The organism is Ruminococcus sp. D54t1_190329_F1, assembly GCF_015551645.1.
Classification (GTDB): Bacteria; Bacillota; Clostridia; order Lachnospirales; family Lachnospiraceae; genus Blautia_A; species Blautia_A faecis.
This window is the reverse complement of record NZ_JADNDC010000028.1, coordinates 1-26,367: the sequence shown is the minus strand read 5'-3', so window position 1 is coordinate 26,367 and position 26,367 is coordinate 1. Positions and strand designations below refer to the sequence as shown.

Here is a 26,367-nt window from a genome sequence, read left to right as displayed (position 1 = left end):
TACTTAATTTTCGATGTACTAGATACCAACATTCAATAATGTAAACAAATTGTAAAAAGTCGAATTATGTAATACAATCCTGAAAAAAATATGTTATAATGATAACCGACTGTGGAAAAGTCCGCAGCAGATATCAATTAGACGTTCACTGAGAGGATAAATATTTTATGAAGAGAAGAATTAATCCTGTAGTAGTGGTATGCATGCTGATCGCAGCAGTTACCCTGATCGGAATTGTTACAACCCTGATCATGCGCCGCATTCCTACCAGGAAACAGATGGATTTGACTGAATATTATGGACAGACAGACGATTCAGAAGCCGTAATTATAGTAGGTACCCAGATTCTGGAGCAGAAAGCAGTTATGTCTGGCGAACAGCCATATCTTCCGGTAGATGTGGTGGATAGTTATCTGAACCAGAGATATTACTGGGATGAAGAAGGTCAGCAGATTCTGTACGCTACTCCGTCGGAGCTGATTTATACACCGGCTTCCGCTGAGGCAGGCGGTGATGTATGGCTGAAGGACGGAACCGCTTATCTGAACCTTGATTTTATAAAGAGATATACAGATCTGGATACTTATGTGTACCAGCAGCCAAACCGTATAGCGATTCAGAAGGATTTTTCAGACGTATCAGTTGTCACAGCAACTAAGGATACATATGTTCGCTACCGTGGAGGAATCAAATCAGAAGTACTGTCCAGGGTAAACAAAGGAGATAATCTGATCCTTATGGAAGAATTGGAGAACTGGGATCAGGTAGCCACATGGGACGGTTATATCGGATATATAGAGAAGAGCAGTGTAAGTGATGTTCAGAATCTGAATATGGACAGAGAAGCAGTTGGGGAATCTTATACTTATCTTACCATGGACCAGCCGGTGAATCTGGTATGGCATCAGGTAATGTCCACAGATGCCAATGCAGGACTTTCAGAGGCTATTCAGAATATGACCGGAGTGAATGTTATTTCACCAACCTGGTTCTATGTAACTGACAACAATGGTAATATTATCAACAATGCTACAGCTGATTATGTATCTCTTGCCCATGAAAAAGGGCTGAAGGTATGGGGACTTGTGGACAATTTTACGCAGGACATCAGTACTTATGAGGTATTGTCCAGAACAAGTTCCAGACAGAATCTGGTTTCACAGCTGGTGAATGCAGCTGTTGGAGCTGGAATTGATGGAATTAATGTGGATTTCGAGCAGCTTAGTGAGGACGTGGGCGTTCATTTCCTGGAGTTCCTCCGGGAGCTTTCTATAGAATGCCATAAGAACAATCTTGTTCTTTCCGTAGACAATCCGGTTCCAGAGGATTTCACCAGTCATTATGACAGGGCTGAACAGGGCAAGGTAGTAGATTATGTAATTATTATGGGATATGACGAGCACTACGTTGGATCAGAGGAAGCGGGCTCAGTAGCGTCTCTTCCATGGGTAGAGAAGGGAATTCAGGATACTATCGCTGAAGTTCCGGCGCAGCGTGTGATCAATGCAGTTCCATTTTACACAAGATTATGGAAAACAGAAGCTGGCAGCTTATCCAGTGAGGCAATTGGTATGGATACTGCCCAGGAAGTAGTAAATACAAATAATGCCCAGGTATATTGGGACAGTGATGTAAGTCAGAATTATGGCAGCTTTGAGAAGGATGGATGCACTTACCAGATCTGGATTGAAGATTCTCAGTCTATTGCAGCGAAGGTACAGCTGGTACAGAAATATAATCTTGCCGGTGTGGCAGCATGGAAACTGGGATTTGAGAACAGCAGTATCTGGCAGGTGATCACAGATAATCTGTCTGTGTCTAATTAAAGCAGGTACTATTTTGAGAAGCATATCGCTGTGGGGTTACTGAACAGTTACGCCTTTTTCAAAAACGCTCTAATACACGAATGATAAAAACACTCTCTGAGACATATAAATAATGTGAAGGTCGTGAACAGCGACAAAAGACGAAAGTTTAACGATAACATTATATATTATATGCCAGGGGGTGTTTTATATTGAAAAAGCATATAGTGGAGCTGATTATGGGGTGCCTTTTGCTGATATGCTTTTATTATCTTTCCCGCGAGGCGGCTGCAGTGTCGGTAGAGATGAATCAGAAGCAGATAATTGTGGTGGATTGTGGTCATGGAGGAATGGATCCAGGTATGATCGGGCTAGAAGGTCTGAAGGAGAAGGATGTAAATCTTGCCATTGGCCTGAAAGTGAAAAGTGCACTGGAAAAGAAAGATTTTCAGGTGGTTATGACCAGGGAAACAGACGTGGGATTATATGATGAAGACTCTAATAATAAGAAAGTACAGGATATGCAAAAAAGGATTTTTCTTATTCAGGAAGTAAAGCCTGTACTTACAGTAAGTATCCATCAGAATAGTTACGAAGATCCTGGGGTGAAAGGCCCTCAGGTTTTCTATTATCGGGACTCTGTTAAGGGAGAAGAACTGGCGGAAATAATTCAGGAGAAGATGAATGATTATCTTGAGGTGGAGCGACCAAGGCAGGCGAAAGGAAATACTACTTATTATCTTTTGAAACGAAGCCCGGGGATATTGAATATTGTGGAGTGTGGGTTCCTTACGAACCCGGAAGAAGCCGGGAAACTGTTACAGGATGATTATCAGGAAAAAGTAGCGGCAGCAGTGGCTGACGGTGTGGAAGAGTACATAAAAAATAATAAACAATGAGAATTCTCTGTTAATGAAAAAACATTTCAGTTTATCAAAAACTATACACTTTTCAGAAGCTGTGGATTCTGCTATACTGGACTGGAAAAAATAAGCGAGGGAAAATACCATGTTAGGATGTGTTTATCTGATTCTGGCAGCATTATTGGGAAGGGAAATTATCCGTAATTTTTTGCCGGAACAAAGAATGAGAGAAAAAGGAATCACGCCCTTGTGGGTGACTTTTGCAGCGTCATTTGGAAGTGGTGTGCTACTTATGACCTGGGCTGTCTATATAGCAGCATGGCTGCTGAGCGTGTACTCTGAAGCAGGGAAACCCCTCTTTGGAGCAAATCTGATGGTGATGGCAGCTGTGGGGATATTTTTGCTCTTGTGCTGTTATAGAAGCAAAGGTTCTTTTGGGAAATTTATTAAAAGACTTTCCGGCGAGGTTCCTCCAGCGAAAGAAATCGTGTTCTTATTGATTTTACTGGCGGGAATTACCTGGATCATGGTATTTGTCTTTCATGTTAGTGACGGATATTTGTATTCTGGATTTACTGTATTTGGAGATTATGCCCCTCACACAGCGATGATGAGATCATTTTCGCTGGGAAATAATTTCCCCACGCAGTATCCTCATTTTGGTGGTGAAGATGTAAAATACCATTTTATGTTTCAGTTTCTGACAGGAAACCTGGAATATCTTGGAATGAGAATTGATATAGCGTACAATGCCGTAAGCAGTCTGTCACTCTGGTGCTTCTTTATCATGCTGTATTCTATGGCGAAAAGGTTCTTTGGCAGTATGAGTGCCGGAGTGCTTTCTGTTTTGTTTGTTGTATTTCGAAGTGGAACTGCTTTTTTCAGATTTGCATATGAACATTTACAGGCTGGTGATTTGTGGGAGACTCTGGCCGGGAATACTGCTTTTATTGGATATACCCCCAATGAGAACTGGGGACTTTGGAATTTTAATGTATATTTGAATCAGCGGCACTTGGGATTTGGTCTTTTGATGGCTGCGCTGGTATTATGGATTTTCCTGGACTGGGTGGAAGAAAGCTGTGCAGAGAAAGATAAGGGAATATTGTGGCTGAAGAACAGATTTCTTACAAAAAAAGCATGGATGTTTAAGAAACCTGATACAGCTCTTTTTGCCGGAATGCTATTGGGTCTGTGTTCATTTTGGAATGGAGCTGCTGTAATTGCATGTCTTCTGATTCTTATGGGATTTGCCTTTTTTTCTGATGGAAAACTTGACTATCTGATTCTGGCAATCGTGACAGTTGTGTTCTCGGAAATTCAATCTAAAATGTTTGTATGGGGAAGTGTTGTATCACCTTCTGTATATTTTGGATTTCTGGCAGAAAAGAAATCACTTCCGGGCATAGCTGTATATTTATTTGAAATAAGCGGCATTGTTTTCCTTGGCGTTTTAGTACTGCTGTTTTTTTTGAAAAGAATGGAAAGAGCAGTTGCAGTGAGTATACTTTTCCCAACAATATTTGCATTTGTGGCGTCTCTTACACCAGATATAAACGTGAATCATAAATATATTATAATATCTTATGCATTCCTTGCTGTTTTCTGGGGTGGAGCTGTAAGCAGATTGTTCCATTGGAAAGGTGCTGTTGGGAAAATTTTGAGTTTGATTCTGGCACTTAGTCTGACCATAACAGGAATTTATGATTTTGCAGTAATCCTAAAAGATAATGATTCAGGACATCGGGTTTCTGTGAACCTGAACAGTGGACTGACCAGCTGGCTTGCAGAAAATCTGAAAAAAGACGATCTGATTTTGACACCGGAATACAGTATAAATGAAGTCACTATGTCAGGGGTTATGATGTATCTGGGATGGCCTTATTATGCATGGTCCGCAGGCTATGATACTTATTACAGGGCTGCCAGGGCGGTAGAGATCTATACAACAGCCAGCGCACAGGTACTAAAGGAAACAGTTGAGGAAGAACAAATTACATATATCCTTTTTGAGGAAGGTATGAAATTTGAGGAGAAGGAATGCCGCGAAGATGTGATTGCGGATACATATCCTCTGGTGTATCAGTCAGATGACGGGAGAATAAGAATTTATGGAACAAAAGAATAAGAAAAAAATCAGTACACAAACAATAATTAAACTTCTGCTGGCGGTGGTGCTGCTTGGCCTATCTGCATTTTTACTGAAAGGTGATGTGTGGACTTTCTGGACATGGTGGCTTCTGGCGGGAGTGATGGGATTTGCTGCGATGCCTGTTACAGGAAGACTGTTCTGGCGTTTTGAGGACAAAGGATGGATTTTTTCTAAGGTACTGGCGATTGCTGCAACAGGTTTTCTTACCTGGTTTCTGACAGCTATCAGACTAATCCCTTTTAATGCCCTGACTTGTGCTGCTGTAACAATCCTATGCGCAGTTATCTGTTTTTTCCTTCTTCGAAAGGAATCAAAAGAAAAGACAGAATGTTTTCCAGTTGACAGGATTTCTCTGATTTACTGGGAAGAATTATTGTTTTTCCTTGCATTTCTTATGTGGACATATCTGGCAGGATTCCGCCCTGCTGCATATGGAACCGAGAAGTTCATGGATTATGGTTTTATGGAAGCTATGATGAGAAGCACCACACTTCCGGCAAGAGATCTGTGGTATTCAGAAGGACATATTAATTATTATTATGGCGGTCAGTATTTTGCTGTTTTTCTTACCAAGCTTTCCCATACAAAGGTGGAACTGACTTACAATCTTATGCGTACCTTTGTAGCCGGACTGGCTTTTGCAATGCCATTTTCCCTTGTTTACCAGATGATGTCAGACCGTATGAAGGGACTGCAAAAAAGCGAAAAAGTAATAAAAGGACTTCCTTTTGCAGCTGGATTTACAGCTGGTACAGCTGTTTCCATTGCAGGAAATATGCATTACGTAATTTATGCGCAGATCATTCCCCTGATTGAGAAGCTGACAGGTAAGGAAGTGAGCAGTTACTGGTTTCCGGATGCTACCCGCTATATAGGATATAATCCATATCGTGAGGAAGACCGGACGATACATGAATTTCCCTGCTATTCTTTTGTACTGGGAGATCTTCATGCTCATGTGGTAAATATTATGTTTGTACTTCTTGTAATAGCACTTCTTTATGTATGGCTAAGGGGTGTGCGCAAGAAAACAGTACCGGTTGAGACTTCCATGAAAGATGGAAAATTCTGGAAAGAGCAGCTTCTTATGCCTCATCTTCTGGTAATCAGTGCGCTTCTCGGAATGTTTCAGTGGACAAATTTCTGGGATTTTGTAATTTATTATGTAGTAACTCTTGGAACGGTGCTTTTTGCCAATATTATCCGTTTCCAGGGAAAAATAAAGAAAATCATTGTTGTAACTTTTGCACAAATGGCAGAAATCTATCTGCTTGCCTATCTTGTGATCCTGCCATTTACCTTACAGTTTGACACTATGGTGGATGGAATAGGAATTGCCAAGTACCATTCCTATTTCTACCAGCTGCTGGTTCTCTGGGGACTTCCGGCAGTTCTTACCATTACATTTGTAATTTCTATTCTCTGGGAAAAGCTGCGGGGGATGGAGCACAAGAGCCTGTACCGTCTTATGAAAGCTATCCGCACGGCAGATCTTTTTGCCATTATTATGGGACTTTGCGCTATTGGTCTGGTGGTAATCCCGGAATTTGTTTACGTGCGTGATATTTATGAAAATGGAAATGCCAGGGCAAACACTATGTTCAAGCTTACTTATCAGACATATATTATGTTTGCACTGACTATGGGATATGGAATTTACAGACTTCTGGCTGTTAGCAGACAGAAAGTATTTAAGATCATTTCCGGAATCTGTCTGTTTTTCCTGATCTGGACGGTAGGATATTTTGGAAAAAGTGTGGATTCCTGGTTTGGAAAGGTTTTGAATCCGTCAGGCTATCAGGGGCTTTATGCTCTGGGCTATCTGGATACGGATTTTTCAGAGGATGTGTCTGCAATCCAATGGCTAAAGGAGAATATTAAAGGGGCTCCGGTAGTGCTGGAGGCAAACGGTGACAGCTACAGCGGTTATGAGCGTGTTTCTGCAGCTACAGGTCTTCCAACAATTCTTGGCTGGTATGTACACGAATGGCTCTGGAGGAATGATACAGATGATCTGAACCGGAAACAGGCAGATATTATGAGTATTTATACTTCACAGGATGAGACCCAGGTAAGAGCTCTTCTTACGGAATATGGTGTTTCCTATATCTTTGTGGGCTCTAAAGAAAGAGAGAAATATGAGGACAGCCTGAATAATGCACTTCTTCAGTCACTTGGAGAAATTGTATTTATGGATGAAGATTCCGGCACTTATATTGTTAAGGTGGATTGACAAGGTTTTTAAACAGGTGTTATATTAAAGAATGCTGAAAAAATAATAGAAAGCTGGACTAAAATGAAAGCAGAAATTGTAGCCATGACGGCAGATGCTATCGATCATGCGGCACTTGCCAGAGGCGGAGAGATATTGAAACAGGGAGGACTGGTGGCATTCCCTACAGAAACTGTTTACGGTCTTGGAGGAAATGCACTGGATCCTATGGCTTCGAAGAAGATATATGCAGCCAAGGGACGTCCTTCGGATAACCCGTTGATCGTTCATATTGCAGATTTAAATGCGCTGGTTCCAATTGTAAAGGAAGTACCGGAGAAGGCGAAGATACTGGCAGAGAAATTCTGGCCTGGTCCCCTGACTATGATTTTTGAGAAATCAGACCTGGTTCCATTGGAGACAACTGGTGGTCTCAACAGTGTAGCTGTGCGTTTTCCAAGTGATCCCATTGCAGCGGAGCTTATTTTGCAGGCTGGGGGATACGTGGCAGCGCCAAGTGCAAATACTTCCGGACGGCCAAGCCCGACTACAGCACAGCATGTTGAGGAGGACTTAGGGGATGCCATTGAGATGATCATTGATGGAGGTCCTGTGGGAATTGGCTTGGAGTCAACGATTGTAGATTTTACCGAGGACGTGCCGGTGGTTTTAAGACCCGGTTATATTTCACTGGAAATGCTCCAGGAGGTTCTTGGTGATGTGAGAATGGACAAAGGTCTTATAAAGCCTGATAGTAAAGTTCATCCCAAGGCGCCGGGAATGAAATATCGGCATTATGCACCGAAAGCAGATCTTGCAATTGTGGAGGGCCCCACAGAAGAAGTAATAAATGCCATTAATCAGTTTGTAAAGGAAGATCAGGCAAATGGACTTCAGGCGGGGATTATTGCCACAGAAGAGACTATTTCCAGATATCCCTGTGGAACTGTGAAGTGTATTGGAAGCAGAGAGGCAGAGGAAACCATTGCTCATAACCTTTATGAGGTGCTGCGTGAATTCGATCAGTGCCAGGTAAGCAAAATTTATTCCGAAGCTTTTTATACCCCAAAAATGGGACAGGCAATTATGAACCGGCTTCTAAAAGCAGCCGGTCACAAAATAATCAATATAAGGAGAGAAGAACAATGAGAATAGCATTAGGTAGTGATCATGGCGGATTTGAACTGAAACAGGAGATTATCAAATATCTGGAGGAAAAGAAGATTGAGTATAAGGATTACGGCTGCTACAGCACAGAATCCACAGACTATCCGATCTATGCAAAGAAAGTTGCACATGGGATTCTGGACGGAGAGTGTGAGCTTGGAATCCTTGTATGCGGAACAGGTATTGGTATTTCTATCACTGCAAACAAAATTAAGGGAATTCGTGCAGCAGTATGTACAGACTGCTTTACTGCTGAAGCAACCAGACTTCACAATGACGCAAACATCCTTGCGCTTGGAGGACGTGTAGTTGGACCTGGACTTGCAGTTAAGATTGTGGATACTTTCCTGAATACACCATTTTCAGGAGATGAGAGACATATCCGCCGAATTGCTCAGATCGAGACGGAATAGGAAGGAGAGCTCTTCTATGGAGAACACAAATCAGAAAAACACCGGGAATATACAGATCGCGCCTGTAAGTGCTGCATCAGATCTGAACCACAAAAGAGAAGGTTACCTTACCTGGGACGAATATTTCATGGGAGTTGCCATGCTTTCCGGCATGCGCTCCAAGGATCCCAATTCACAGGTAGGAGCGTGTATTGTCAGCGATGATAATAAAATTCTTTCCATGGGATATAATGGTTTCCCAAAAGGCTGTTCCGATGATGAATTTCCCTGGGCAAGAGAGGGAGAGCCTCTGGATACCAAATATCTGTATGTGACCCATAGCGAGCTCAATGCGATTTTGAATTACCGTGGAGGAAGCCTTGAGGGAGCGAAAATGTATGTAACTCTTTTTCCCTGCAATGAGTGTGCCAAGGCAATCATCCAGGCAGGAATCAAGACTCTGGTCTATGATTGTGACAAATATGCAAGCACTCCGTCAGTCCTTGCTTCCAAGAGAATGCTGGACTCCGCCGGTGTACGCTATTATCAATACAAGAGAACCGGACGCGAGATTTTGCTGACGGTGTAAGTTAAAGAGGTTTGTTGTGGAAAATACGAAAGAAAATACAGATTTGAATATGGGCAGAGCGAAGAATGACAGATGGAAAAAGATACTGGGAATCATTCTGAACATTGCTTTGCTTCTGCTTATAGATGGATTGTTGGTATATACTTTTATTAACGAAGGAAATCGTATATATAAAGGAACAATCATTAAAATATTACTAATTGTTACAGGAAATATCTTGTTTCTTGTTCTTCTGTTCTGGGGAGAGAAAATCTGCAGTGCAATAAAAAATACCACTTTTTTGAGAATAGCAGATGTCATATTGCTGCTGGCAACTCCTGGAATTGTATTTATGCTTGTCCAGATGGTCACCTGGGTGTCAGGATATAAGAATAAAGCAGTGTCAACATTTAAAGGCCTGGTCAAGATGTCGCTACTGATGGAGCAGCCTTATTTGAGACTGAATCTTATTATTTATGCAATATTTTTTATAATACTTATTATCTTATTTAGGAAAATCAATATTGCTTCTTCTGCGTTGTGTTACCTTTTTATAATCCTTGCAATGGTAAACTATTATGTAATGGAATTTCGTGGAGAACCATTCCAGCTTCTTGACATTGTAGGAATGGGAACGGCAGCAGAAGTTGTTGGAGAATATAGCTTCAAAATCAAACTGATGCTTGGAATTCCACTGATCTATGCCCTGGTATTTGATGAGTTTGTACTGAAATTCCAGAAACTGGAGCTTGGAAAAAAGAGCAGAAAGAATACAGCTGCCCGGTTTGGTGTACTGGCTGTGATCGTGATTACATTATGTTTTACCATAAGACCTATCCTCCAGAAGCTTGACGCTGTTACTTTATGGCAGATTAACCGTATTTATAAAGAACAGGGCTACATTTCCTCTCTTGTTAAGGAAATCAGGTATTTTTATATCGAGCAGCCAGAAGGCTATTCTGTTGGAAAAACCGTAGAACTGGCACAGGAAATTGAAGATGGGGAAAATATTGTTTCAGAGACAGACAAGAGTGAGTCTGAAGAAAGTGTTGATAATACAGCTGCAGATACTTCTGAAACAGTAACACCGAAAAATATTATCCTGATTATGAATGAAAGTCTTACAGATTTTGAAAGTGTAGGGAAAATAAAGTCAAATGTAGAAATTTTGCCATACATAAGAAGCCTTAACAAAAATGTAAAACATGGACAGCTTCATGTACCTACATTCGGAGCCGGAACTGCACGCTCTGAATATGAGGCTCTTACAGGAAACAGTATGAGCTTTTTGCCATCCGGAAGTGTTCCTTATCAGCTTTATGTGCGGGATCCGGAGTATGGTCTGGCAGATATCCTGAAATCCCAGGGATATTACACAATTGCCATGCATCCCAACAAGGCTCATAACTGGAACCGGGCCTCTGTTTATCCATGCATGGGATTTGATGAATTTATCAGCCTGGAGAACTGGGGAGAGGAACACAGAGAGCTTCTTCGAAATTATGTAAGTGACAAAGCAACATTTGAAAAGATCATCAGCCTTTATGAAGAGAAGGATGCGGATGAAAAATTATTTACATTCTGTGTAACCATGCAGAATCATGGCGGTTATACAGTAGAAGACAGAGCTGGATTTGAACCTACTGTAAAGCTTGGATATGATACAGAGTATCCTCTGGCTGAAACTTATTTATCGTTGGCAAGAGAGTCTGATTCAGCATTTAAGGAATTGCTGGAGTACTTTGAAAAAGTAGATGAGCCTACCATGATTGTTATGTTTGGGGATCACTGGCCTAAGATTGAAGAAGAATTTATGGCGAAACTTTTAGGCGGCAACAGGCAGAGCCTGGGACTTGTTGAAAGCCAGCAGTCCTATACAACTCCCTATGTGATCTGGACAAATTATCCATCTGAGACAGTAGAGGAAGATTTCAGTGCTAATTATCTGGGAAGCTATATGCTTCAGCTGGCTGGTCTTGAAATGCCAGGCTACAACCAGTTCCTTATGAATCTGAAAGAGCAGCTTCCAATCATCGGAGTTGGTGCTGTTTGCGACAAAGATGGAAACTGGTATGCAAATGATGCGCTTCCGGATGATTATAAAAAACTGATGACGGATTACAATATCCTGGAATATAACAACCAGTTTGAGAAAAAAGATGTAATAGAGAGCTTGTTTACATTAAAGTAATAAAAAAGTACCCGGACAAAACAGATGCGGTGGATGGTAACTCTGGCTGTTACTGTGAACGGAGTGAACAGTAACCTCTGGCTGTTTTTTGTCTGGGTATTTTCTGTTTCGCCACTTGACATATGGGAAAATTTCGCATAAAATAAACAAGACTTAACGAGCAAATTAAATAAATGAAGTGGCAATGAAGAGAATAGTACATGAGGAGCAATCTCAGAGAGAAATCCAGGCCGACAGGCAATGGTGTGAGGATTTTGTGCGCAAGTCATGGAACCGGCCTCAGAGCTCCGCACAATTGAAGTGCGGCGTCTGTCCTACGTTATCAGGATAATTGAGTGAGCAGTGGAGCAGTCATTTCCAGTGTTAATCAGGGTGGTACCGCCGAAGCCTTTCGGTCCCTTTTGCAGGGATGGAAGGTCTTTTTTTATGTGTTTTTCAAATAATACATGGAATTTACCAGATTTCCCTGGCGTTTAAATATTAGAAAATCAAAAAGGAGAAAAATCATGGCAAAAGAAAAGAAAATGGTAGAAGCTATCACATCCATGGATGTGGATTTTGCACAGTGGTATACCGATGTTGTAAAAAAAGCGGAACTTTGCGGCTATACAAGTGTAAAGGGATGTATGGCAATCAAACCGGCAGGATATGCAATCTGGGAGAATATCCAGAAAGAGCTTGACCGCAGATTCAAAGAGACAGGCGTAGAGAATGTATACATGCCAATGTTCATTCCGGAATCCCTTCTGGACAAAGAGAAGGATCACGTAGAGGGATTTGCACCGGAAGTTGCATGGGTAACACACGGCGGACTTGATCCTCTTCAGGAGCGCCTTTGCGTACGTCCTACATCCGAGACTCTGTTCTGTGATTTCTATCAGAAAGAGATCCAGTCCCACAGAGATCTTCCGAAAGTATATAATCAGTGGTGCTCAGTAGTTCGCTGGGAGAAAACAACCCGTCCGTTCCTTCGTTCCCGTGAGTTCTTATGGCAGGAAGGACATACTGCCCACGCTACAGCTGAGGAAGCAAAAGAACGTACCATCCAGATGCTGAACCTGTATGCAGACTTCTGCGAGGAAGTACTTGCAATCCCAGTTATTAAAGGTCAGAAGACAGAGAAAGAGAAATTTGCAGGTGCAGAGGCTACTTACACAATCGAGTCTCTGATGCATGATGGAAAAGCACTTCAGTCTGGAACCAGCCATAACTTTGGTGATGGATTTGCAAGAGCATTCGGCATCCAGTACACAGATAAAAACAACCAGCTTCAGTATGTACACCAGACATCCTGGGGAATGACAACTCGTATGATCGGTGCTCTAATCATGGTTCATGGAGACAACAGCGGACTTGTTCTTCCACCAAGAATTGCTCCGGTCCAGGCTGTTGTAATCCCGATCCAGCAGAGAAAAGAGGGCGTTCTGGAGAAAGCAGAGGAGCTGACACAGATTTTGAAAGCAGCTGGAATCCGTGTAAAAGCAGACGTTACAGACAAGAGCCCGGGATTCAAATTCGCAGAGCAGGAAATGCGTGGTATTCCGGTAAGAATCGAGTGCGGTCCGAAGGATATCGAGAGCGGACAGGCTGTTATCTGCCGAAGAGATACCAGAGAGAAATATATTGTGAAGTTCGAAGAACTTGCTGCTAAGGTTCAGGAAGTTCTGGACACCATGCAGAAGGAAATGCTGGAGCGTGCAAGAGCCCACAGAGATGCTCACACCTATGTAGCAACAAATTACGAAGAATTCAAGGAGACCATCAACACAAAACCTGGTTTTGTAAAAGCTATGTGGTGCGGCAACCGTGAGTGCGAAGATAAGATCAAAGAAGACGTTCAGGCAACATCCAGATGTATGCCGTTTGAGCAGGAACATTTAAGCGATGTCTGTGTATGCTGTGGAAAACCTGCCAAGAAAATGGTATACTGGGGACGTGCTTATTAATAACAAAAGGGATTGCTGTTTATTTTGCAATCAGTAGTCAAAAAGGGGCAAAATTATTTTGCCCCGCTTTGTTTTTCAAGGCAGAGAAGTGTATGAGGAGAAGTTTTGTTTTAAATCAGAGGCAGGTGATAAAGATGGTATTTGAAATTCCACAAAAAGTTGAAATAATTATAAATATTCTGGAAAAAGCTGGTTATGAGGCCTATGCAGTAGGCGGCTGTGTCCGCGATGCCCTTCTGGGAAGAACTCCAAATGACTGGGATATCACAACCTCAGCCAAGCCGGAGCAGGTCAAAGCCCTGTTTCACAGAACCGTAGATACAGGAATCGCTCACGGAACCGTAACAGTGCTGCTTGAAAAAGAGGGATTCGAGGTTACCACCTACCGGGTGGATGGCGAGTATGAAGATGGCCGTCACCCGAAAGAAGTAACCTTTACGGCCTGCCTGGAGGAAGATTTGAAGCGTCGGGACTTTACCATCAACGCCATGGCCTACAATCCCAGGAAAGGGCTGGTGGACCTTTTTGAAGGGCAGAAAGACCTGGAAAACAAGGTGATCCGCTGTGTTGGTGATCCTCTGGAACGTTTTACAGAAGACGCTCTTCGCATTATGCGTGCTGTACGTTTTTCTGCGCAGCTTGGCTTTTCCCTGGAAGAAGAGACCAGAAAAGCTCTTTCTGTGCTTGCACCAAATTTAAAACATGTAAGCGCAGAGCGGATCCAGGTGGAGCTTGTAAAACTTCTGGTGTCCCCTCATCCAGATTATCTGCGGATTGCCTATGAAGCGGGAGTTACCAGGGAATTTCTGCCGGAATTTGACCGCTGTATGGAGACACCTCAGAACACTCCACACCACTGCTATAATGTGGGAGAACATATTCTCCACAGCCTTTTGTATGTGAGGGAGGATAAGGTGCTAAGGCTGACCATGCTCCTTCACGACATTGCCAAACCTGTTGTACGAAAAACAGACGAAAATGGCAGGGATCATTTCAAAACACATGCTTCTGTGGGAGAAAAAATGTCCAAGGAAATTTTGCGCCGTCTGAAGTTTGACAATGACACCATTTCCAGAGTGAGCCGGCTGATTCGCTGGCATGATCTGCGCCCGACTCCGGCACCTGCTGAGGTGCGGAAAGCCATCAATGTAGTTGGGGAAGATCTGTTTCCCATGTGGATGGAAGTCCAGTATGCGGATAACAAAGCGAAAAGTGATTACCGTGGGGAAGAAAAAGCTGCCCGTCAGGCCGGAGTTCGAATGACCTGGGAAGAAATTATGGAAAAAGGCGAATGTGTTTCCATGAAAGGTCTTGCAATTACTGGCAGTGACCTGATCGCAGCCGGAATGAAGCCTGGAAAAGAAATGGGAAGTGTGCTCCATGAGCTTTTGGATGCTGTTCTGGAGAATCCGGAACTGAACAAGAAAGAAGCACTTCTTTCCCTTGCTTTTGCAGCCGATAAAAAACTTCTTTAGAATAACATATCCCTCCCACTCATAAGATAGAAGGTATCTGAAGACATTTGGCATATGTGAGTGACGGGGGGATTTTTATTGTATGATTATGGTCTTAGCACCCTGACCCAGTATGGAATTGAAGTGAAATCTTCGTCCAGGACCCGGGGAGCATTGGTATGTCGTACAGAACAGGGAATTCTGCTCCTCAGAGAGTTTCACGGCTCCGAAAAAAAACTGCTTTTTCAGCAGGAAGTGTTAAAAAAACTTTCCCAGGAAGGCTGTCTGGTTGATACTTTTATTGAAAATCAGGAAGGCTCTTTGGTTACCAGAGATAAGGATAATATTCCCTATACCCTTCAGAACTGGTATGAAGGCAGAGAGTGTGACACCAAGTCCAGGGAAGATATTATAAGAAGTGTGCAGATTCTGGCAAGGGTACATAAATTTATGAATATGCCTGTGGAGAAAGCCTACATGGCGCGTTCCCTTGCAGATGAGTATGCAAGGCATAATCAGGAAATCCGCAAGATCCGTAAATTTATCCGCCAGAAAGGTGCCAGTGCCAGATTTGAAAAGGAATTTCTGGGCAGTGTACAGTGGTTTCTGGAAAAAGGGGAAAAAGCACTGGAAATGCTTGTAAAGTCGGACTATGAAAAACTAAGGGACAAGGCGGGCGAAGAGGGACTTCTATGTCATGGCGAATATAACCAGCACAATGTTCTTCTTTGTAAAAATCAGGCTGCTGTAACAAATTTTGGTCACTTCAGCTTTGATGTGCAGATCAGCGACTTGTATTGTTTTATGCGAAAAATTCTGGAAAAATATAACTGGGATGTTTTTCTGGCCAGGCGGATGCTGGAGCAATATGACAAAATACGTCCTATTTCTTCTGAAGAATGGGAAAACCTGCAAATCCGTTTCACATATCCGGAAAAATACTGGAAACTGGCAAATTACTACTTTTCTCACAACAAAGCATGGATTTCCGGCAAGAATACAGAAAAGCTGGAAAAGGTAATTGCCCAGAAGAAAATATGGGGGGATTTCCCTGAAAAATGCTTTGGAAAATCCCCTTTCTAGCGCAAAAACCTTGACAATACAGGGCAAAAGGTATATATATAGATAGAAGAATCTTTAGAGGAGGAAACACCATGAATAAGACTGAATTAGTAGCAGCTATGGCGAAAGAAACCAATCTGTCCAAGAAGGACGTTGAAGCTGTTTTAAAATCATTCATCGACGTTGTATCAGAAGAACTGAAAAAAGGTGAGAAAGTTCAGTTAGTTGGCTTTGGTACATTTGAAGTCAGCGAGAGAGCTGCCAGAGAGGGAAGAAATCCTCAGACTGGTGAGACCATGAAGATCGAAGCTTCCAAGGCTCCGAAATTTAAAGCTGGTAAAGCTTTAAAAGATATGGTAAACGCATAATCGCGTAAGCTTTTACAGGAGGAACTTTATAGTTCCTCCTTTTTTAAACACGCTCTGATATAGGAGAGTATTATGAGATTAGATAAATTTTTGAAAGTATCCCGCCTTATTAAGAGAAGAACTGTGGCAAATGAGGCATGTGATGCAGGAAGAGTGCTTGTAAATGATAAGCCGGCCAAGGCTTCTGTTCAGGTGAAGACAGGAGATACTATTGAGATTCAGTTTGGAAGCCGCAATGTGAAGGTGGAAGTGCTGGATGTGAAAGAGACTGTGAAGAAGGAAGAAGTTGAGAATCTGTACAGGTATGTTTAAGAGTTCTGTGAACGAAGGAAACAGTATTACTTAAGCAGGTTCTAATTTTAAAGAAAAATTCATAGATTATCTGTGAACCCACATATTTGGGAGAGAGGGATTTGGAAGAAAAGGTTGTGAACATTTCCCATAAGCTGATACTGGATAACAGGAAAGAAGCATCTGTCACAGGTGTGAAGGATGTGATTTCTTTTGATGAAAAGGAAATCCTTCTTCAGACTGCTGACGGGAAGCTGCAGATTCGCGGCAGCGGGCTTCATGTAAAAGGACTAAACCTGGAAAAAGGAGAAGCTACTCTTGCCGGACATGTGGATTCTCTTGTCTATTTGTCTAAAGATTCCCCACGAAAAGAAGAACCATTATTTACAAGGCTGTTCCGTTAAGCTATGAGCATATATATCTACAATGAGATCTGGCTTTTCGTTCGGGCTTTTGCAGGGGGTGCGGTGCTGATCCTTTGCTACAGCCTGCTTCAGGAAATAAGAAGGCTCATTTTCTGCAGTCCGGCAGCAGGAGGGATTTTGGACCTTCTTTATTGGGTGTGCGCAGGACTTCTGGTATTTGCAGGAATTTACCGGATCAACCAGGGAATCCTGCGTAGTTTTCTGTTTTTGGGAATTATATCAGGGGCATTTCTTACATATCTGACAATAAAACCTTTATTTGAAAAAATTTGTTATATAATCCTGGAGGTTCCTGTCAGATTCGTAAAAAAAACTTCAAAAAAATATATAAATTGGTTGCTATTTTTTTGTAAACGTTGTAAAATTTTAGTTAGGCAATCTGCAAATCAGTACAAAAATAGTACCAGAAATCGTTTGCAGATGAGAAGAGGCAGGAAGTTTGGGAAAATCAGGGAAAAAACGAAGAAAAAAGACAATAGGGTATAATCATCTCGGGATGTTCGGTATTTCTCTGATCGTTCTGATTCTGATTCTGACGCTTATGGCACAGAGCCGGGACCTTAAGGAATCTCTTGCCGGCTATGAGACCAGAGCAGAGGCATTAAGCCAGCAGATTGAGGAAGAGCAGGCGCGCACTCAGGAGATTGAAGATCTGAAGCAGTATATGCTCACGGATGAGTACGCAGAGCAGGCCGCCAGAGAGAAGCTGGGTCTTGTGAAGGAGAATGAGATTATTTTTCAGGAGGAGAAATAAGGTTCAGGGAAAAACCGAAGTTTGGAAGTTTCTGACGATATATTTTTCAATATGGTCGTCTTTGTTTGACATATATTTTCATACCTGTCCCCTATAATAGGCATAAGGTGCTGCCGAAGGTGATGTAAATGCAGCATTCCTTTGCAAAAACAAGGGCAGCAGTTAAAGACTACATGAACAGTGGGGCGTGCAGCTTGCGGGAATGCTTTTTCAAACAGGCTCTGGCACTGTAAGGCTGTAAAGGGGAGGGGAGAATATGCAGGAATGGATAATTGCCATGCTCGTGATCAGTGTGCTGCTGGTGCTGCGGGACATGGCAAAAGTTTTTTTCAGGGGAAGAAGTTTCCTTAAGGCAGAGCAGCCGGCCGAAGAGAAAAATCCCCAGAAGGAGAAGGTGGAGCGGTATGCTGCTTCTTTTCGGAAGCTTGCAGACAGCTTTTATGGATTACCCTACCGAAAAGACTATTTAAGCAACGGCCAGGTGGATGGAATTATAAGGGAGACCTGTGATGAGATATGCAGCCACTGTTATCAGCGGGAAATCTGCTGGGGCACCCAGTCGCAGGAAATGTACAGAGGAAGCGAGCGGATGATTCGTTCCATGGAGGAGGGAAATCAGGAGAAAATACAGGAGACAAAAAGCGACTGGATGAGTGTATGCAGTCGTTTTTCCCAGTATTATGAGACACTTGGTAACTCTTATATGAGGGAGCGGCAGAAGCTGATATGGGACAACCGGATGATCGAAAGCCGCCTTGCCGTGGCACAGCAACTCCAGGAGATGTCCAGAATCATGGATATGGTGGCAGAAGACCTGTACGACATTTCCATTGCGGATCCTCAGCTTATGACGGAATTGCAGAAGATTCTCAGGAAGCGTCATATTGTGGTGAAGCAGGTCTGGGTGATGGATAAGGTGGAAGGAAGACGTGAGATTTTTCTTACCATGCGTGCCAGAAGCGGGCAGTGCATTTCTGTTAATGAGGTGGCACAGCTTTTGTCTCAGGAATTCGGAACTCCAATGGCGGCAGCAGGAGGAAGAAGAATTGTAAATGGAGAATACCATACGGTTCATTTTGTGGAGGATGTAAGTTATCAGGTACTTTACGGAGTGGCAAAGCTGACCAAGGAAATGGAGAAGGTTTCCGGAGACAATTATATTTGCAGACAGGAAGAGGCAGGCCGTTTTGTAATGTGTCTTTCTGATGGAATGGGCTCCGGGGTGGAGGCATGCCGGGAAAGCGAGGAAGTGGTAGAACTTCTGGAACAATTTCTGGAATCCGGTTTTACCCAGGAGACGGCGGCGAAAATGGTGAACTCTGCTCTTGTGATGAAGGGACAGGAAGGAATTTTTTCAACAGTGGACATCTGCGCAGTGGATTTATATACGGGAATCTGTAACTTCCTGAAAGCGGGGGCTTCCGCCACTTTTATCAAAAGGGATCACTGGGTGGAGGCCATTTCTTCAGAGAGTCTGGCGGCAGGGCTGATACAGCAGGTGGATTTTGAAACATCTTCAAGGAAGCTGTATCACGGGGATTATCTGATCATGATGACAGATGGCGTCTTGGATGCGCTGCCTGCCATGCGGGAGGAGGAGACCATGAAAGAAATCATTATGGATATCCATGAAGAGACTCCCAAGGAGATGAGCCGGGGGATTCTGGAGCGGGTGCTGGGATACAGCGATTACTGCGCCAGGGATGATATGACGGTTCTTGTAGCTGGAATGTGGAAGAAATAGAATGATTATTTTTGAGTAAAAAACAGATATGGAATCATATGAGCATATGAATATGTTTGAAAGAAGTAATATTGTTACGGTTCACGAAAGAATCAGTAACGTATCAGAGGCAGAGCTAGTATGTATCAGAAAGTGAAAGCATATATGAAAGAACATGGCATGGTAGTGGATGGGGATGTGGTCCTTGCCGGAGTTTCCGGAGGAGGAGACTCCATGGCTATGCTGGAAATGTTAAAAAGATATCAGGCTGAAGCAGCTTTTTCGCTGTGTGCGGTACATGTGCATCATGGAATCCGCGGCGAGGAAGCTGACCGGGATGAAAGAGTAGTAAGAGAGACCTGCGAAAAATGGACGATTCCTTTTTTATCCTATCATTACCCGGTACCGGAGCTTGCAAAGAAATGGAAAATGGGACTGGAAGAGACAGGAAGAAAAGTCAGACAGGATGCGTTTTCCAGGGCAGAAGCTGATTATTTTGGAAAATCAGAAACGGCTGACCTCCAGGGTGGGGGAAGAGTCTCTGCCGCCAGAGAAGGAAAATTACGGATCCGTATTGCTCTGGCCCACAATGAAAATGATGTGGCGGAAACTTTGCTCCACAATCTTTGCAGAGGAACGGGGCTGAAAGGTCTGGCTTCTATTTTGCCGGTGCGGGATGAAATTATTCGGCCCATTTTGTGTTTAAATAAACAGGAAATTGTCAATTATTTAATAAAAGAACAGATTCCCTATGTAACAGACAGTACCAATCTTACAGATGATTATACAAGAAATAAGATCAGACATCAGATATTGCCTATTCTGGAAGAACAGGTGAATGCTTCTGCTGTCCGCCATATGGCGGAGACGGCCAGTCTTGTTAGTCAGGCAGAGGAGTATTTGTCCCGTCAGGGAGAACGCCTTGTGAAAAAGTATGGGGAAAACAGGGAGCGGGGAATTTTCCTGTCAGAAGCATTCTGGCGGGATGAGCCTGCCATAGCTTCTTACGGAGTGCTTCAGGTTTTTGAAGAGCTGGCTGGGAAACGTAAGGATTTTACAGCTGCTCATGTAAAAAGTGTGGAGAGCCTTCTGAAGCTTCAGGTGGGACGACGGATCAATCTGCCTTATGATCTGGCGGCGCTTCGAACTTATGGAGGAATTTTACTGGGAGAAAGACAATTACTGGGAATGTCAGATAGAAATCTGAGTCCAAAAGAGTACGATCCAGTGAAAGCTGAAAAAAATCAGGAGAGGAATGCACTGCAAAAAAGTGTCCAGTTGAGTAAAAAGGAGCTGGAAACTGCTTGTGAACAGGTACTTTTTACAGATAATGTTTTTTATCTGAAAATATTTTCTAATGAAGGCCAGAAGATTGAAGAAAAAAAGTATACGAAATGGCTGGATTATGATAAAATAAAACAGGAACTGTCCATCCGGACCAGACAGCCGGGAGATTTTCTCATTGTAGATGACAAAGGGAGCAGCAAGAAGCTGAACCGTTATTTTATAGATGAGAAGATCCCATCAGAGGAAAGAGACAGCATCTTGCTTCTATGTACCGGCTCTGAGGTTTTGTGGGTGGTGGGAGGCAGAATAAATGAGAATTATAAAATAGCTCCCAGAACCAGGAGAATATTGGAAATACAATACCAAGGAGGAAAAGATAATCATGAGTGAAAAAATCAGAGTTTTACTGGATGAGGAGACTGTGGAGAAGCGTATCTGCGAAGTAGCAGCCCAGATCAGCGAAGAGTACAAGGGAAAAGAAATCCACATGATCTGCGTTCTTAAGGGCGGAGTATTTTTCATGTGTGAGCTTGCCAAGAGAATCACAGTGCCGGTAACTCTTGATTTCATGTCTGTTTCCAGTTATGGAGATGACACCAAATCAAGCGGAGTTGTAAAGATCGTCAAGGATCTGGATCAGCCTCTTGAAGATAAAGAAGTTCTTGTTGTGGAGGATATTATTGATTCCGGAAGAACCTTAAGCTATCTGCTGGACGTTCTGAAGAGACGTAATCCAAACAGCGTGAGACTTTGCACCTTGTTGGACAAACCGGACCGCAGAGTGGTAAAAGGGGTTGATGTGGATTATTGCTGCTTCAATATTCCAGATGAGTTTGTTGTGGGCTATGGTCTTGACTATGCCCAGAAATACAGAAATCTGCCATACATCGGAGTGGTAGAGTTCGAATGAAAGGAGAATTATACAAGTGAATAAGCAGTCAGGCAGAATTGGCTTGTATCTTGTCCTGATCGTAGCTTTGATCGCAGGTTACCTGTATCTGAACAATCAGGTAGCTGTCCAGAGTGATTATACTTATGGACAGCTGGAGCAGGCAGTGACAGACGGAAAGGTGACCAGTGCCACGATCCATCAGAACAGTGAGGTTCCAACAGGTTCTGTGATCGTGAATATAAGCGGCGAGGGACAGAAGCGTATTTATGTGGCAGATGTAAATGAGGCAGAGCAGCTTCTTCGAGAGAGCGGGCTTGATCCTGCTGTTGAGGATGTGCCGAAGCAGAGTGTATTTATGAACTCTGTTTTCCCGGTACTTCTTACCTGTGGTCTTATCATCTTCCTCATGCTGATGATGAACCGTCAGATGTCAGGTGGGGGTGGTGGCACCAATGCCAAGATGATGAATTTCGGCAAAAGCAGGGCGAGAATGTCCATGCCGGATGATAAGAAAGTGACTTTCCAGAACGTAGCGGGCCTGGAGGAAGAGAAAGAAGAACTGAAGGAGGTTGTAGATTTCCTGAAGGATCCCCAGAAGTATACCAAGGTGGGGGCCAGAATCCCGAAAGGAGTTATCCTTGTAGGACCTCCAGGAACTGGTAAGACGCTTCTGGCCAAGGCTGTTGCCGGGGAAGCGGGCGTTCCGTTTTTCTCCATTTCCGGTTCTGATTTTGTGGAAATGTTTGTTGGTGTAGGTGCTTCCCGTGTAAGAGATCTTTTCGAAGAGGGCAAGCGTCACGCACCTTGTATCATCTTTATTGATGAGATCGATGCTGTTGCAAGACAGCGTGGAACCGGCATGGGAGGCGGTCATGATGAAAGGGAACAGACTCTGAACCAGCTTCTTGTAGAGATGGATGGATTCGGGGTAAATGAAGGCATTATCGTAATGGCCGCTACCAACCGTGTGGATATTCTGGATCCTGCAATTCTTCGTCCGGGACGTTTTGACCGCAAGGTTGGCGTAGGTCGTCCGGATATTAAAGGAAGGGAAGAAATCCTCCATGTTCATGCCAAGGATAAACCTCTTGGCGAGGATGTAGACCTGAAACAGATCGCTCAGACTACAGCTGGATTTACAGGTGCAGATCTTGAGAACCTGATGAATGAGGCGGCTATTGCTGCAGCCAGAAAAGGTCATGTATTTATTCGCCAGAAAGATATTAAGAATGCCTTTATCAAGGTTGGCATCGGTGCAGAGAAAAAGAGCAAGGTGATCTCCGAGAAGGAGAAAAGGATCACCGCTTATCATGAGGCAGGCCATGCAATCTTGTTCCATGTGCTGCCGGATATGGAGCCTGTTTACACCATTTCCATTATCCCTACCGGAATGGGAGCAGCCGGCTATACCATGCCTCTTCCAGAGAATGACGAAATATTTAATACTAAGGGTAAAATGCTCCAGGATATTACCACACTTCTTGGAGGACGTGTGGCAGAGGAGCTGATTTTCGGCGATATTACAACTGGTGCATCCAACGATATCAAGCGGGCTACCAGCGAAGCAAGAGCTATGGTGACCAAGTATGGTATGTCCGATAAGATTGGACTGATCTCCTATGGAGATGATGACGATGAGGTATTTATTGGACGAGATCTGGCGCACACCCGCGGTTACAGCGAGGATGTTGCCAAGGCAATTGACAGTGAGATTCACAGTATCATTGAGGAGTGTCATGACAATGCGAAGAAGATTATTTCTGAGCATATGGAGGTTCTTCATGGCTGTGCCAAGCTCCTTCTCGAGAAGGAAAAAGTTCATCGGGATGAATTTGAAGCACTTTTTACAATGGAAAAATCGGGTGAATCAAATGAAAGTATATAACATGCACAAAAAACAATAGTGATTTTTGTGAAGTTTGTGCACACTTTTTGGTGGACACATGGTACTATATACATCGTAAAAACCCCCCAATACATTATATAGTTTTTGCTACACCCCATAAGAAGAAATACCTTCTCCAAAAAAGACAGCTTTTACCGGCTGTCTTTTTTACGTTAAATGAATAAGGTATTTTAGAGCGTGTTTGAAATGTGGTGGGAGTTCTTTGGTGAAAACGTCGGTAAGCTGGGCGGAAATTTGGAGAATAAGCCGAATTTTAACAGTTGTGGGAAGAAATGTTTTCAGTTAAAATATAGGGTGTAATTTTTTTGAAAGAGGGATGTTATGGATCGTAATAATGCAGATGTAATGAAAAAAATGCAATATATATTGAATATGAGACCGGTTTTGAATACAGAGGCACTGTTCAGCGATGGTTCTGATTATTACCGTTGTCCGTCAAATCCCAAAGCAGGAGACAAGGTCCGTATCCGCTTCCGCACCAAGCGGAACAACGTAGATATGGTTTATTTAGTATACGATGGCAAGCGTCAACAGATGGAGCGTGTGGCCAAATCCAATGGATTTGATTATTATGAGACTTCTATTATTATGGGAGAGGAGATTGTCCGCTACCATTTTGAGATCACATACGGATGGGTGACCTGTTATTATAATTATCAGGGTGTTTCCATGAACCCGGAGGAGCGTCTGGAGTTTGAGATTTATCCGGATTATGATACACCCCAGTGGGCGAAGGGTGCTGTTATGTACCAGATTTTTGTGGATCGCTTCTGCAATGGGGATCCGACGAATGATGTGGAGGATCGTGAATATTTTTATATTGGCGATATGGCTTCCAGGGTAAGAGACTGGGGAAAAGTTCCGGCAGTAATGGGGGTGCGGGAGTTTTATGGCGGTGACCTGCAGGGAATTATGGATAAACTGGATTATCTGCAGGATCTGGGAGTGGATGTTATTTATCTGAACCCGATTTTTGTTTCTCCAAGTAATCACAAGTACGATATTCAGGATTATGAGTATGTGGATCCCCATTACGGCAAGATCGTGGAGGATATGGATGATGGCCTTCTGAATGAGGGGGACCGCGAGAATGCCCATGCCCGGAAATTTATTAAGCGTGTGACCGATAAGCGGAATCTGGAGGCAAGTAATGAACTGTTTGCAAAGCTTGTGGAGGAAATCCATAAGAGAGGCATGAAAGTAATCCTGGATGGTGTGTTTAACCATTGTGGATCTTTTAACAAATGGATGGACAGAGAGCGGATCTATGAGAACCAGGAGGGATATCCAAAGGGAGCGTATATTTCTGCAGACAGTCCATATAGGTATTACTTTAATTTCTATGACGAGAACCGCTGGCCGTACAATCCTACCTATGATGGATGGTGGACTCATGATACTTTGCCGAAGCTGAATTATGAAGCCTCCAGGGATCTGTATGATAAGATTCTGGAGATTGGTAAGAAGTGGGTTTCTGCGCCTTATAATGTAGATGGATGGAGATTGGATGTGGCGGCAGATCTTGGGCACAGCAACGAATTTAACCATCAGTTCTGGAAGGATTTCCGGAAAGCTGTAAAGGAGGCAAATCCCAATGCGATCATTCTGGCAGAGCATTACGGAAATCCGGAGAGCTGGCTGCAAGGGGATGAGTGGGATACGGTTATGAACTACGATGCCTTTATGGAACCTCTGACCTGGTTCCTGACGGGCATGGAGAAGCACAGTGATGAGTGCAGGGATGACCTTTATGGAAACAGTGATGCCTTTATTGGGGCTATGAAGACTCATATGAGGGCACTTCATATGTCTGCACTTTATACGTCCATGAATGAGCTGTCCAATCATGATCATTCCAGATTTCTCACCAGAACAAACCGCCGTGTGGGAAGGATTTCCTATGCCGGTGCGGAAGCTGCTTCCCAGAACATCAATCCTGCAGTGATGCGTGAAGGTGTTGTGGTGCAGATGACCTGGCCGGGAGCACCAACTGTTTATTATGGTGATGAGGCAGGTGTCTGTGGCTTTACAGATCCGGATAACAGAAGAACTTATCCATGGGGACATGAGGATCAGATGATGATTGCGTTCCACAGAGATATGATTAAGATCCATAAGGAATATGATTTCTTAAGTAATGGTTCCCTTGTGTTCCTATGGAATGATTATCAGGGACTTTGCTTCGGAAGATTTTCCCATGATGAAAGAATGATCGTGATTCTGAATAACCGGAATGAGGATCGGGAGGTTGAGATTGAGGTCTGGAAGACGGGAATCAGCAGACTGAAGGATTCTGTGTTGAAGCGGATCATGCTGTCTTACCGTGATGGATATACTACGGAGGAATATGAATATACAGCCAAGGCAGGTGTGATCAGGGTGCCGATGCCAGCGTTTGGGGCGATGGTGTTGTATCATAAGTGTGAGAATCCGACTATATTTGTGGAAGATTAAGGGACGCCGCGAGGAGGGACCTATGGGCTGACGGCCAGAGCTGCGGTTCCGGGATTTTCCATATACGCTTATTTGCAGGAGGTGGAGCAAACTCGGCCACATGGTGGCCTCAGACAGTGCTCCACCTCCTGCGCGTATATGGAAAATCCCTGGAATCCTCGCAATGGCCGCCAGTCCATAGGCCCCTCCTCGCGGCTGAGTATTCAAGGCGAAAAAAGAACGTTTGGTATCAGGGCGCTGCGCTGCTGATACAGAGAAGAGGGATAAAAAACTCCCAGGCGAAAATACCTGGGAGTTTAGAGTATAGTGGATGGAGAAGGATTCGAACCGCTTTGGCGTATGACAGAAAAATTCCAGAGCGAATATGCTCTGGAGTAGTAGTGGATGGAGAAGGATTCGAACCGCTTTGGCGTATGACAGAAAAATTCCAGAGCGAATATGCTCTGGAGTAGTAG

At 43.4% G+C, this 26,367-nt stretch carries 20 protein-coding genes; all 20 read left to right on the top strand.

What is annotated here, in order from left to right; genetic code table 11:
- Positions 1 to 167 precede the first annotated feature (167 nt).
- On the top strand, positions 168 to 1,826 hold the full coding sequence (locus tag I2D69_RS13445) for a glycosyl hydrolase family 18 protein (RefSeq protein WP_195380037.1): 1,659 nt from the start codon (positions 168 to 170) through the stop codon (positions 1,824 to 1,826).
- Between the two features lie 191 nt (positions 1,827 to 2,017).
- On the top strand, positions 2,018 to 2,704 hold the full coding sequence (locus I2D69_RS13440; protein WP_227198942.1) for an N-acetylmuramoyl-L-alanine amidase: 687 nt from the start codon (positions 2,018 to 2,020) through the stop codon (positions 2,702 to 2,704).
- A 109-nt stretch (positions 2,705 to 2,813) separates the two neighbouring features.
- Positions 2,814 to 4,796 (top strand): hypothetical protein, encoded by a 1,983-nt coding sequence (locus I2D69_RS13435; protein ID WP_195380036.1) that lies wholly within the window; start codon positions 2,814 to 2,816, stop codon positions 4,794 to 4,796.
- Complete coding sequence (locus tag I2D69_RS13430; RefSeq protein ID WP_195380035.1) at positions 4,780 to 7,053, top strand: DUF2298 domain-containing protein; 2,274 nt, start codon at positions 4,780 to 4,782, stop codon at positions 7,051 to 7,053. The genes I2D69_RS13435 and I2D69_RS13430 overlap by 17 nt, the downstream gene beginning before the upstream one ends.
- An 84-nt stretch (positions 7,054 to 7,137) precedes the next feature.
- Complete coding sequence (locus tag I2D69_RS13425; protein WP_347088245.1) at positions 7,138 to 8,181, top strand: L-threonylcarbamoyladenylate synthase; 1,044 nt, start codon at positions 7,138 to 7,140, stop codon at positions 8,179 to 8,181.
- A complete protein-coding gene (rpiB, locus tag I2D69_RS13420; RefSeq protein ID WP_173735893.1) occupies positions 8,178 to 8,612 on the top strand; it encodes a ribose 5-phosphate isomerase B in 435 nt (144 codons plus the stop codon). The genes I2D69_RS13425 and rpiB overlap by 4 nt, the downstream gene beginning before the upstream one ends.
- An 82-nt stretch (positions 8,613 to 8,694) precedes the next feature.
- Complete coding sequence (locus I2D69_RS13415) at positions 8,695 to 9,180, top strand: dCMP deaminase family protein (RefSeq protein WP_274603089.1); 486 nt, start codon at positions 8,695 to 8,697, stop codon at positions 9,178 to 9,180.
- Positions 9,181 to 9,196: 16 nt separating this feature from the next.
- The gene (locus I2D69_RS20220; RefSeq protein WP_173735891.1) at positions 9,197 to 11,350 is read left to right on the top strand and encodes an LTA synthase family protein; all 2,154 of its coding nucleotides are present in this window, start codon (positions 9,197 to 9,199) and stop codon (positions 11,348 to 11,350) included.
- A gap of 506 nt (positions 11,351 to 11,856) precedes the next feature.
- On the top strand, positions 11,857 to 13,296 hold the full coding sequence (gene proS, locus I2D69_RS13405) for a proline--tRNA ligase (RefSeq protein ID WP_118581543.1): 1,440 nt from the start codon (positions 11,857 to 11,859) through the stop codon (positions 13,294 to 13,296).
- Between the two features lie 134 nt (positions 13,297 to 13,430).
- Positions 13,431 to 14,771: a CCA tRNA nucleotidyltransferase gene (locus I2D69_RS13400; RefSeq protein ID WP_148463165.1), complete on the top strand. Its 1,341-nt coding sequence runs from the start codon at positions 13,431 to 13,433 to the stop codon at positions 14,769 to 14,771.
- 78 nt (positions 14,772 to 14,849) lie between these two features.
- Positions 14,850 to 15,833, top strand: a complete 984-nt coding sequence (locus I2D69_RS13395) for a CotS family spore coat protein (protein ID WP_195380034.1) — start codon at positions 14,850 to 14,852, stop codon at positions 15,831 to 15,833.
- A gap of 71 nt (positions 15,834 to 15,904) precedes the next feature.
- Entirely contained in the window at positions 15,905 to 16,180 is a 276-nt protein-coding gene (locus tag I2D69_RS13390) for an HU family DNA-binding protein (RefSeq protein WP_117851504.1), read from the top strand.
- A 72-nt stretch (positions 16,181 to 16,252) separates the two neighbouring features.
- A complete protein-coding gene (locus tag I2D69_RS13385) occupies positions 16,253 to 16,492 on the top strand; it encodes an RNA-binding S4 domain-containing protein (protein WP_173773275.1) in 240 nt (79 codons plus the stop codon).
- Positions 16,493 to 16,593: 101 nt separating this feature from the next.
- Positions 16,594 to 16,875 carry a sporulation protein YabP gene (gene yabP / locus I2D69_RS13380; protein ID WP_195380033.1) on the top strand — a complete coding sequence of 94 codons (282 nt, stop codon included), beginning with the start codon at positions 16,594 to 16,596 and terminating at the stop codon, positions 16,873 to 16,875.
- A gap of 460 nt (positions 16,876 to 17,335) precedes the next feature.
- Entirely contained in the window at positions 17,336 to 17,650 is a 315-nt protein-coding gene (locus I2D69_RS13370) for a septum formation initiator family protein (protein WP_226815895.1), read from the top strand.
- 256 nt (positions 17,651 to 17,906) lie between these two features.
- Positions 17,907 to 19,394 (top strand): SpoIIE family protein phosphatase, encoded by a 1,488-nt coding sequence (locus tag I2D69_RS13365; protein ID WP_118581564.1) that lies wholly within the window; start codon positions 17,907 to 17,909, stop codon positions 19,392 to 19,394.
- A 120-nt stretch (positions 19,395 to 19,514) separates the two neighbouring features.
- Positions 19,515 to 21,050, top strand: coding sequence for a tRNA lysidine(34) synthetase TilS (gene tilS, locus I2D69_RS13360; RefSeq protein WP_118581567.1), 1,536 nt, complete (start codon positions 19,515 to 19,517; stop codon positions 21,048 to 21,050).
- Positions 21,043 to 21,570: a hypoxanthine phosphoribosyltransferase gene (hpt, locus tag I2D69_RS13355; RefSeq protein ID WP_118581570.1), complete on the top strand. Its 528-nt coding sequence runs from the start codon at positions 21,043 to 21,045 to the stop codon at positions 21,568 to 21,570. Before tilS ends, hpt begins: the two co-directional genes overlap by 8 nt.
- Positions 21,571 to 21,586: 16 nt before the next feature.
- Positions 21,587 to 23,437 (top strand): ATP-dependent zinc metalloprotease FtsH, encoded by a 1,851-nt coding sequence (ftsH, locus tag I2D69_RS13350; RefSeq protein ID WP_118581573.1) that lies wholly within the window; start codon positions 21,587 to 21,589, stop codon positions 23,435 to 23,437.
- Positions 23,438 to 23,779: 342 nt separating this feature from the next.
- Positions 23,780 to 25,912: a glycoside hydrolase family 13 protein gene (locus I2D69_RS13345; protein WP_173770837.1), complete on the top strand. Its 2,133-nt coding sequence runs from the start codon at positions 23,780 to 23,782 to the stop codon at positions 25,910 to 25,912.
- Positions 25,913 to 26,367 lie beyond the last annotated feature (455 nt).

Coding starts and splice junctions, on each gene's coding strand:
- hpt (WP_118581570.1), top strand. CDS start 21,043: ATGAGTGAAAAAATCAGAGTTTTACTGGATGAGGAGACTGTGGAGAAG.
- I2D69_RS13425 (WP_347088245.1), top strand. CDS start 7,138: ATGACGGCAGATGCTATCGATCATGCGGCACTTGCCAGAGGCGGAGAG.
- I2D69_RS13435 (WP_195380036.1), top strand. CDS start 2,814: ATGTTAGGATGTGTTTATCTGATTCTGGCAGCATTATTGGGAAGGGAA.
- I2D69_RS13430 (WP_195380035.1), top strand. CDS start 4,780: ATGGAACAAAAGAATAAGAAAAAAATCAGTACACAAACAATAATTAAA.
- I2D69_RS13445 (WP_195380037.1), top strand. CDS start 168: ATGAAGAGAAGAATTAATCCTGTAGTAGTGGTATGCATGCTGATCGCA.
- I2D69_RS13390 (WP_117851504.1), top strand. CDS start 15,905: ATGAATAAGACTGAATTAGTAGCAGCTATGGCGAAAGAAACCAATCTG.
- I2D69_RS13400 (WP_148463165.1), top strand. CDS start 13,431: ATGGTATTTGAAATTCCACAAAAAGTTGAAATAATTATAAATATTCTG.
- I2D69_RS13385 (WP_173773275.1), top strand. CDS start 16,253: ATGAGATTAGATAAATTTTTGAAAGTATCCCGCCTTATTAAGAGAAGA.
- tilS (WP_118581567.1), top strand. CDS start 19,515: ATGTATCAGAAAGTGAAAGCATATATGAAAGAACATGGCATGGTAGTG.
- I2D69_RS13345 (WP_173770837.1), top strand. CDS start 23,780: ATGGATCGTAATAATGCAGATGTAATGAAAAAAATGCAATATATATTG.
- rpiB (WP_173735893.1), top strand. CDS start 8,178: ATGAGAATAGCATTAGGTAGTGATCATGGCGGATTTGAACTGAAACAG.
- proS (WP_118581543.1), top strand. CDS start 11,857: ATGGCAAAAGAAAAGAAAATGGTAGAAGCTATCACATCCATGGATGTG.
- I2D69_RS13365 (WP_118581564.1), top strand. CDS start 17,907: ATGCAGGAATGGATAATTGCCATGCTCGTGATCAGTGTGCTGCTGGTG.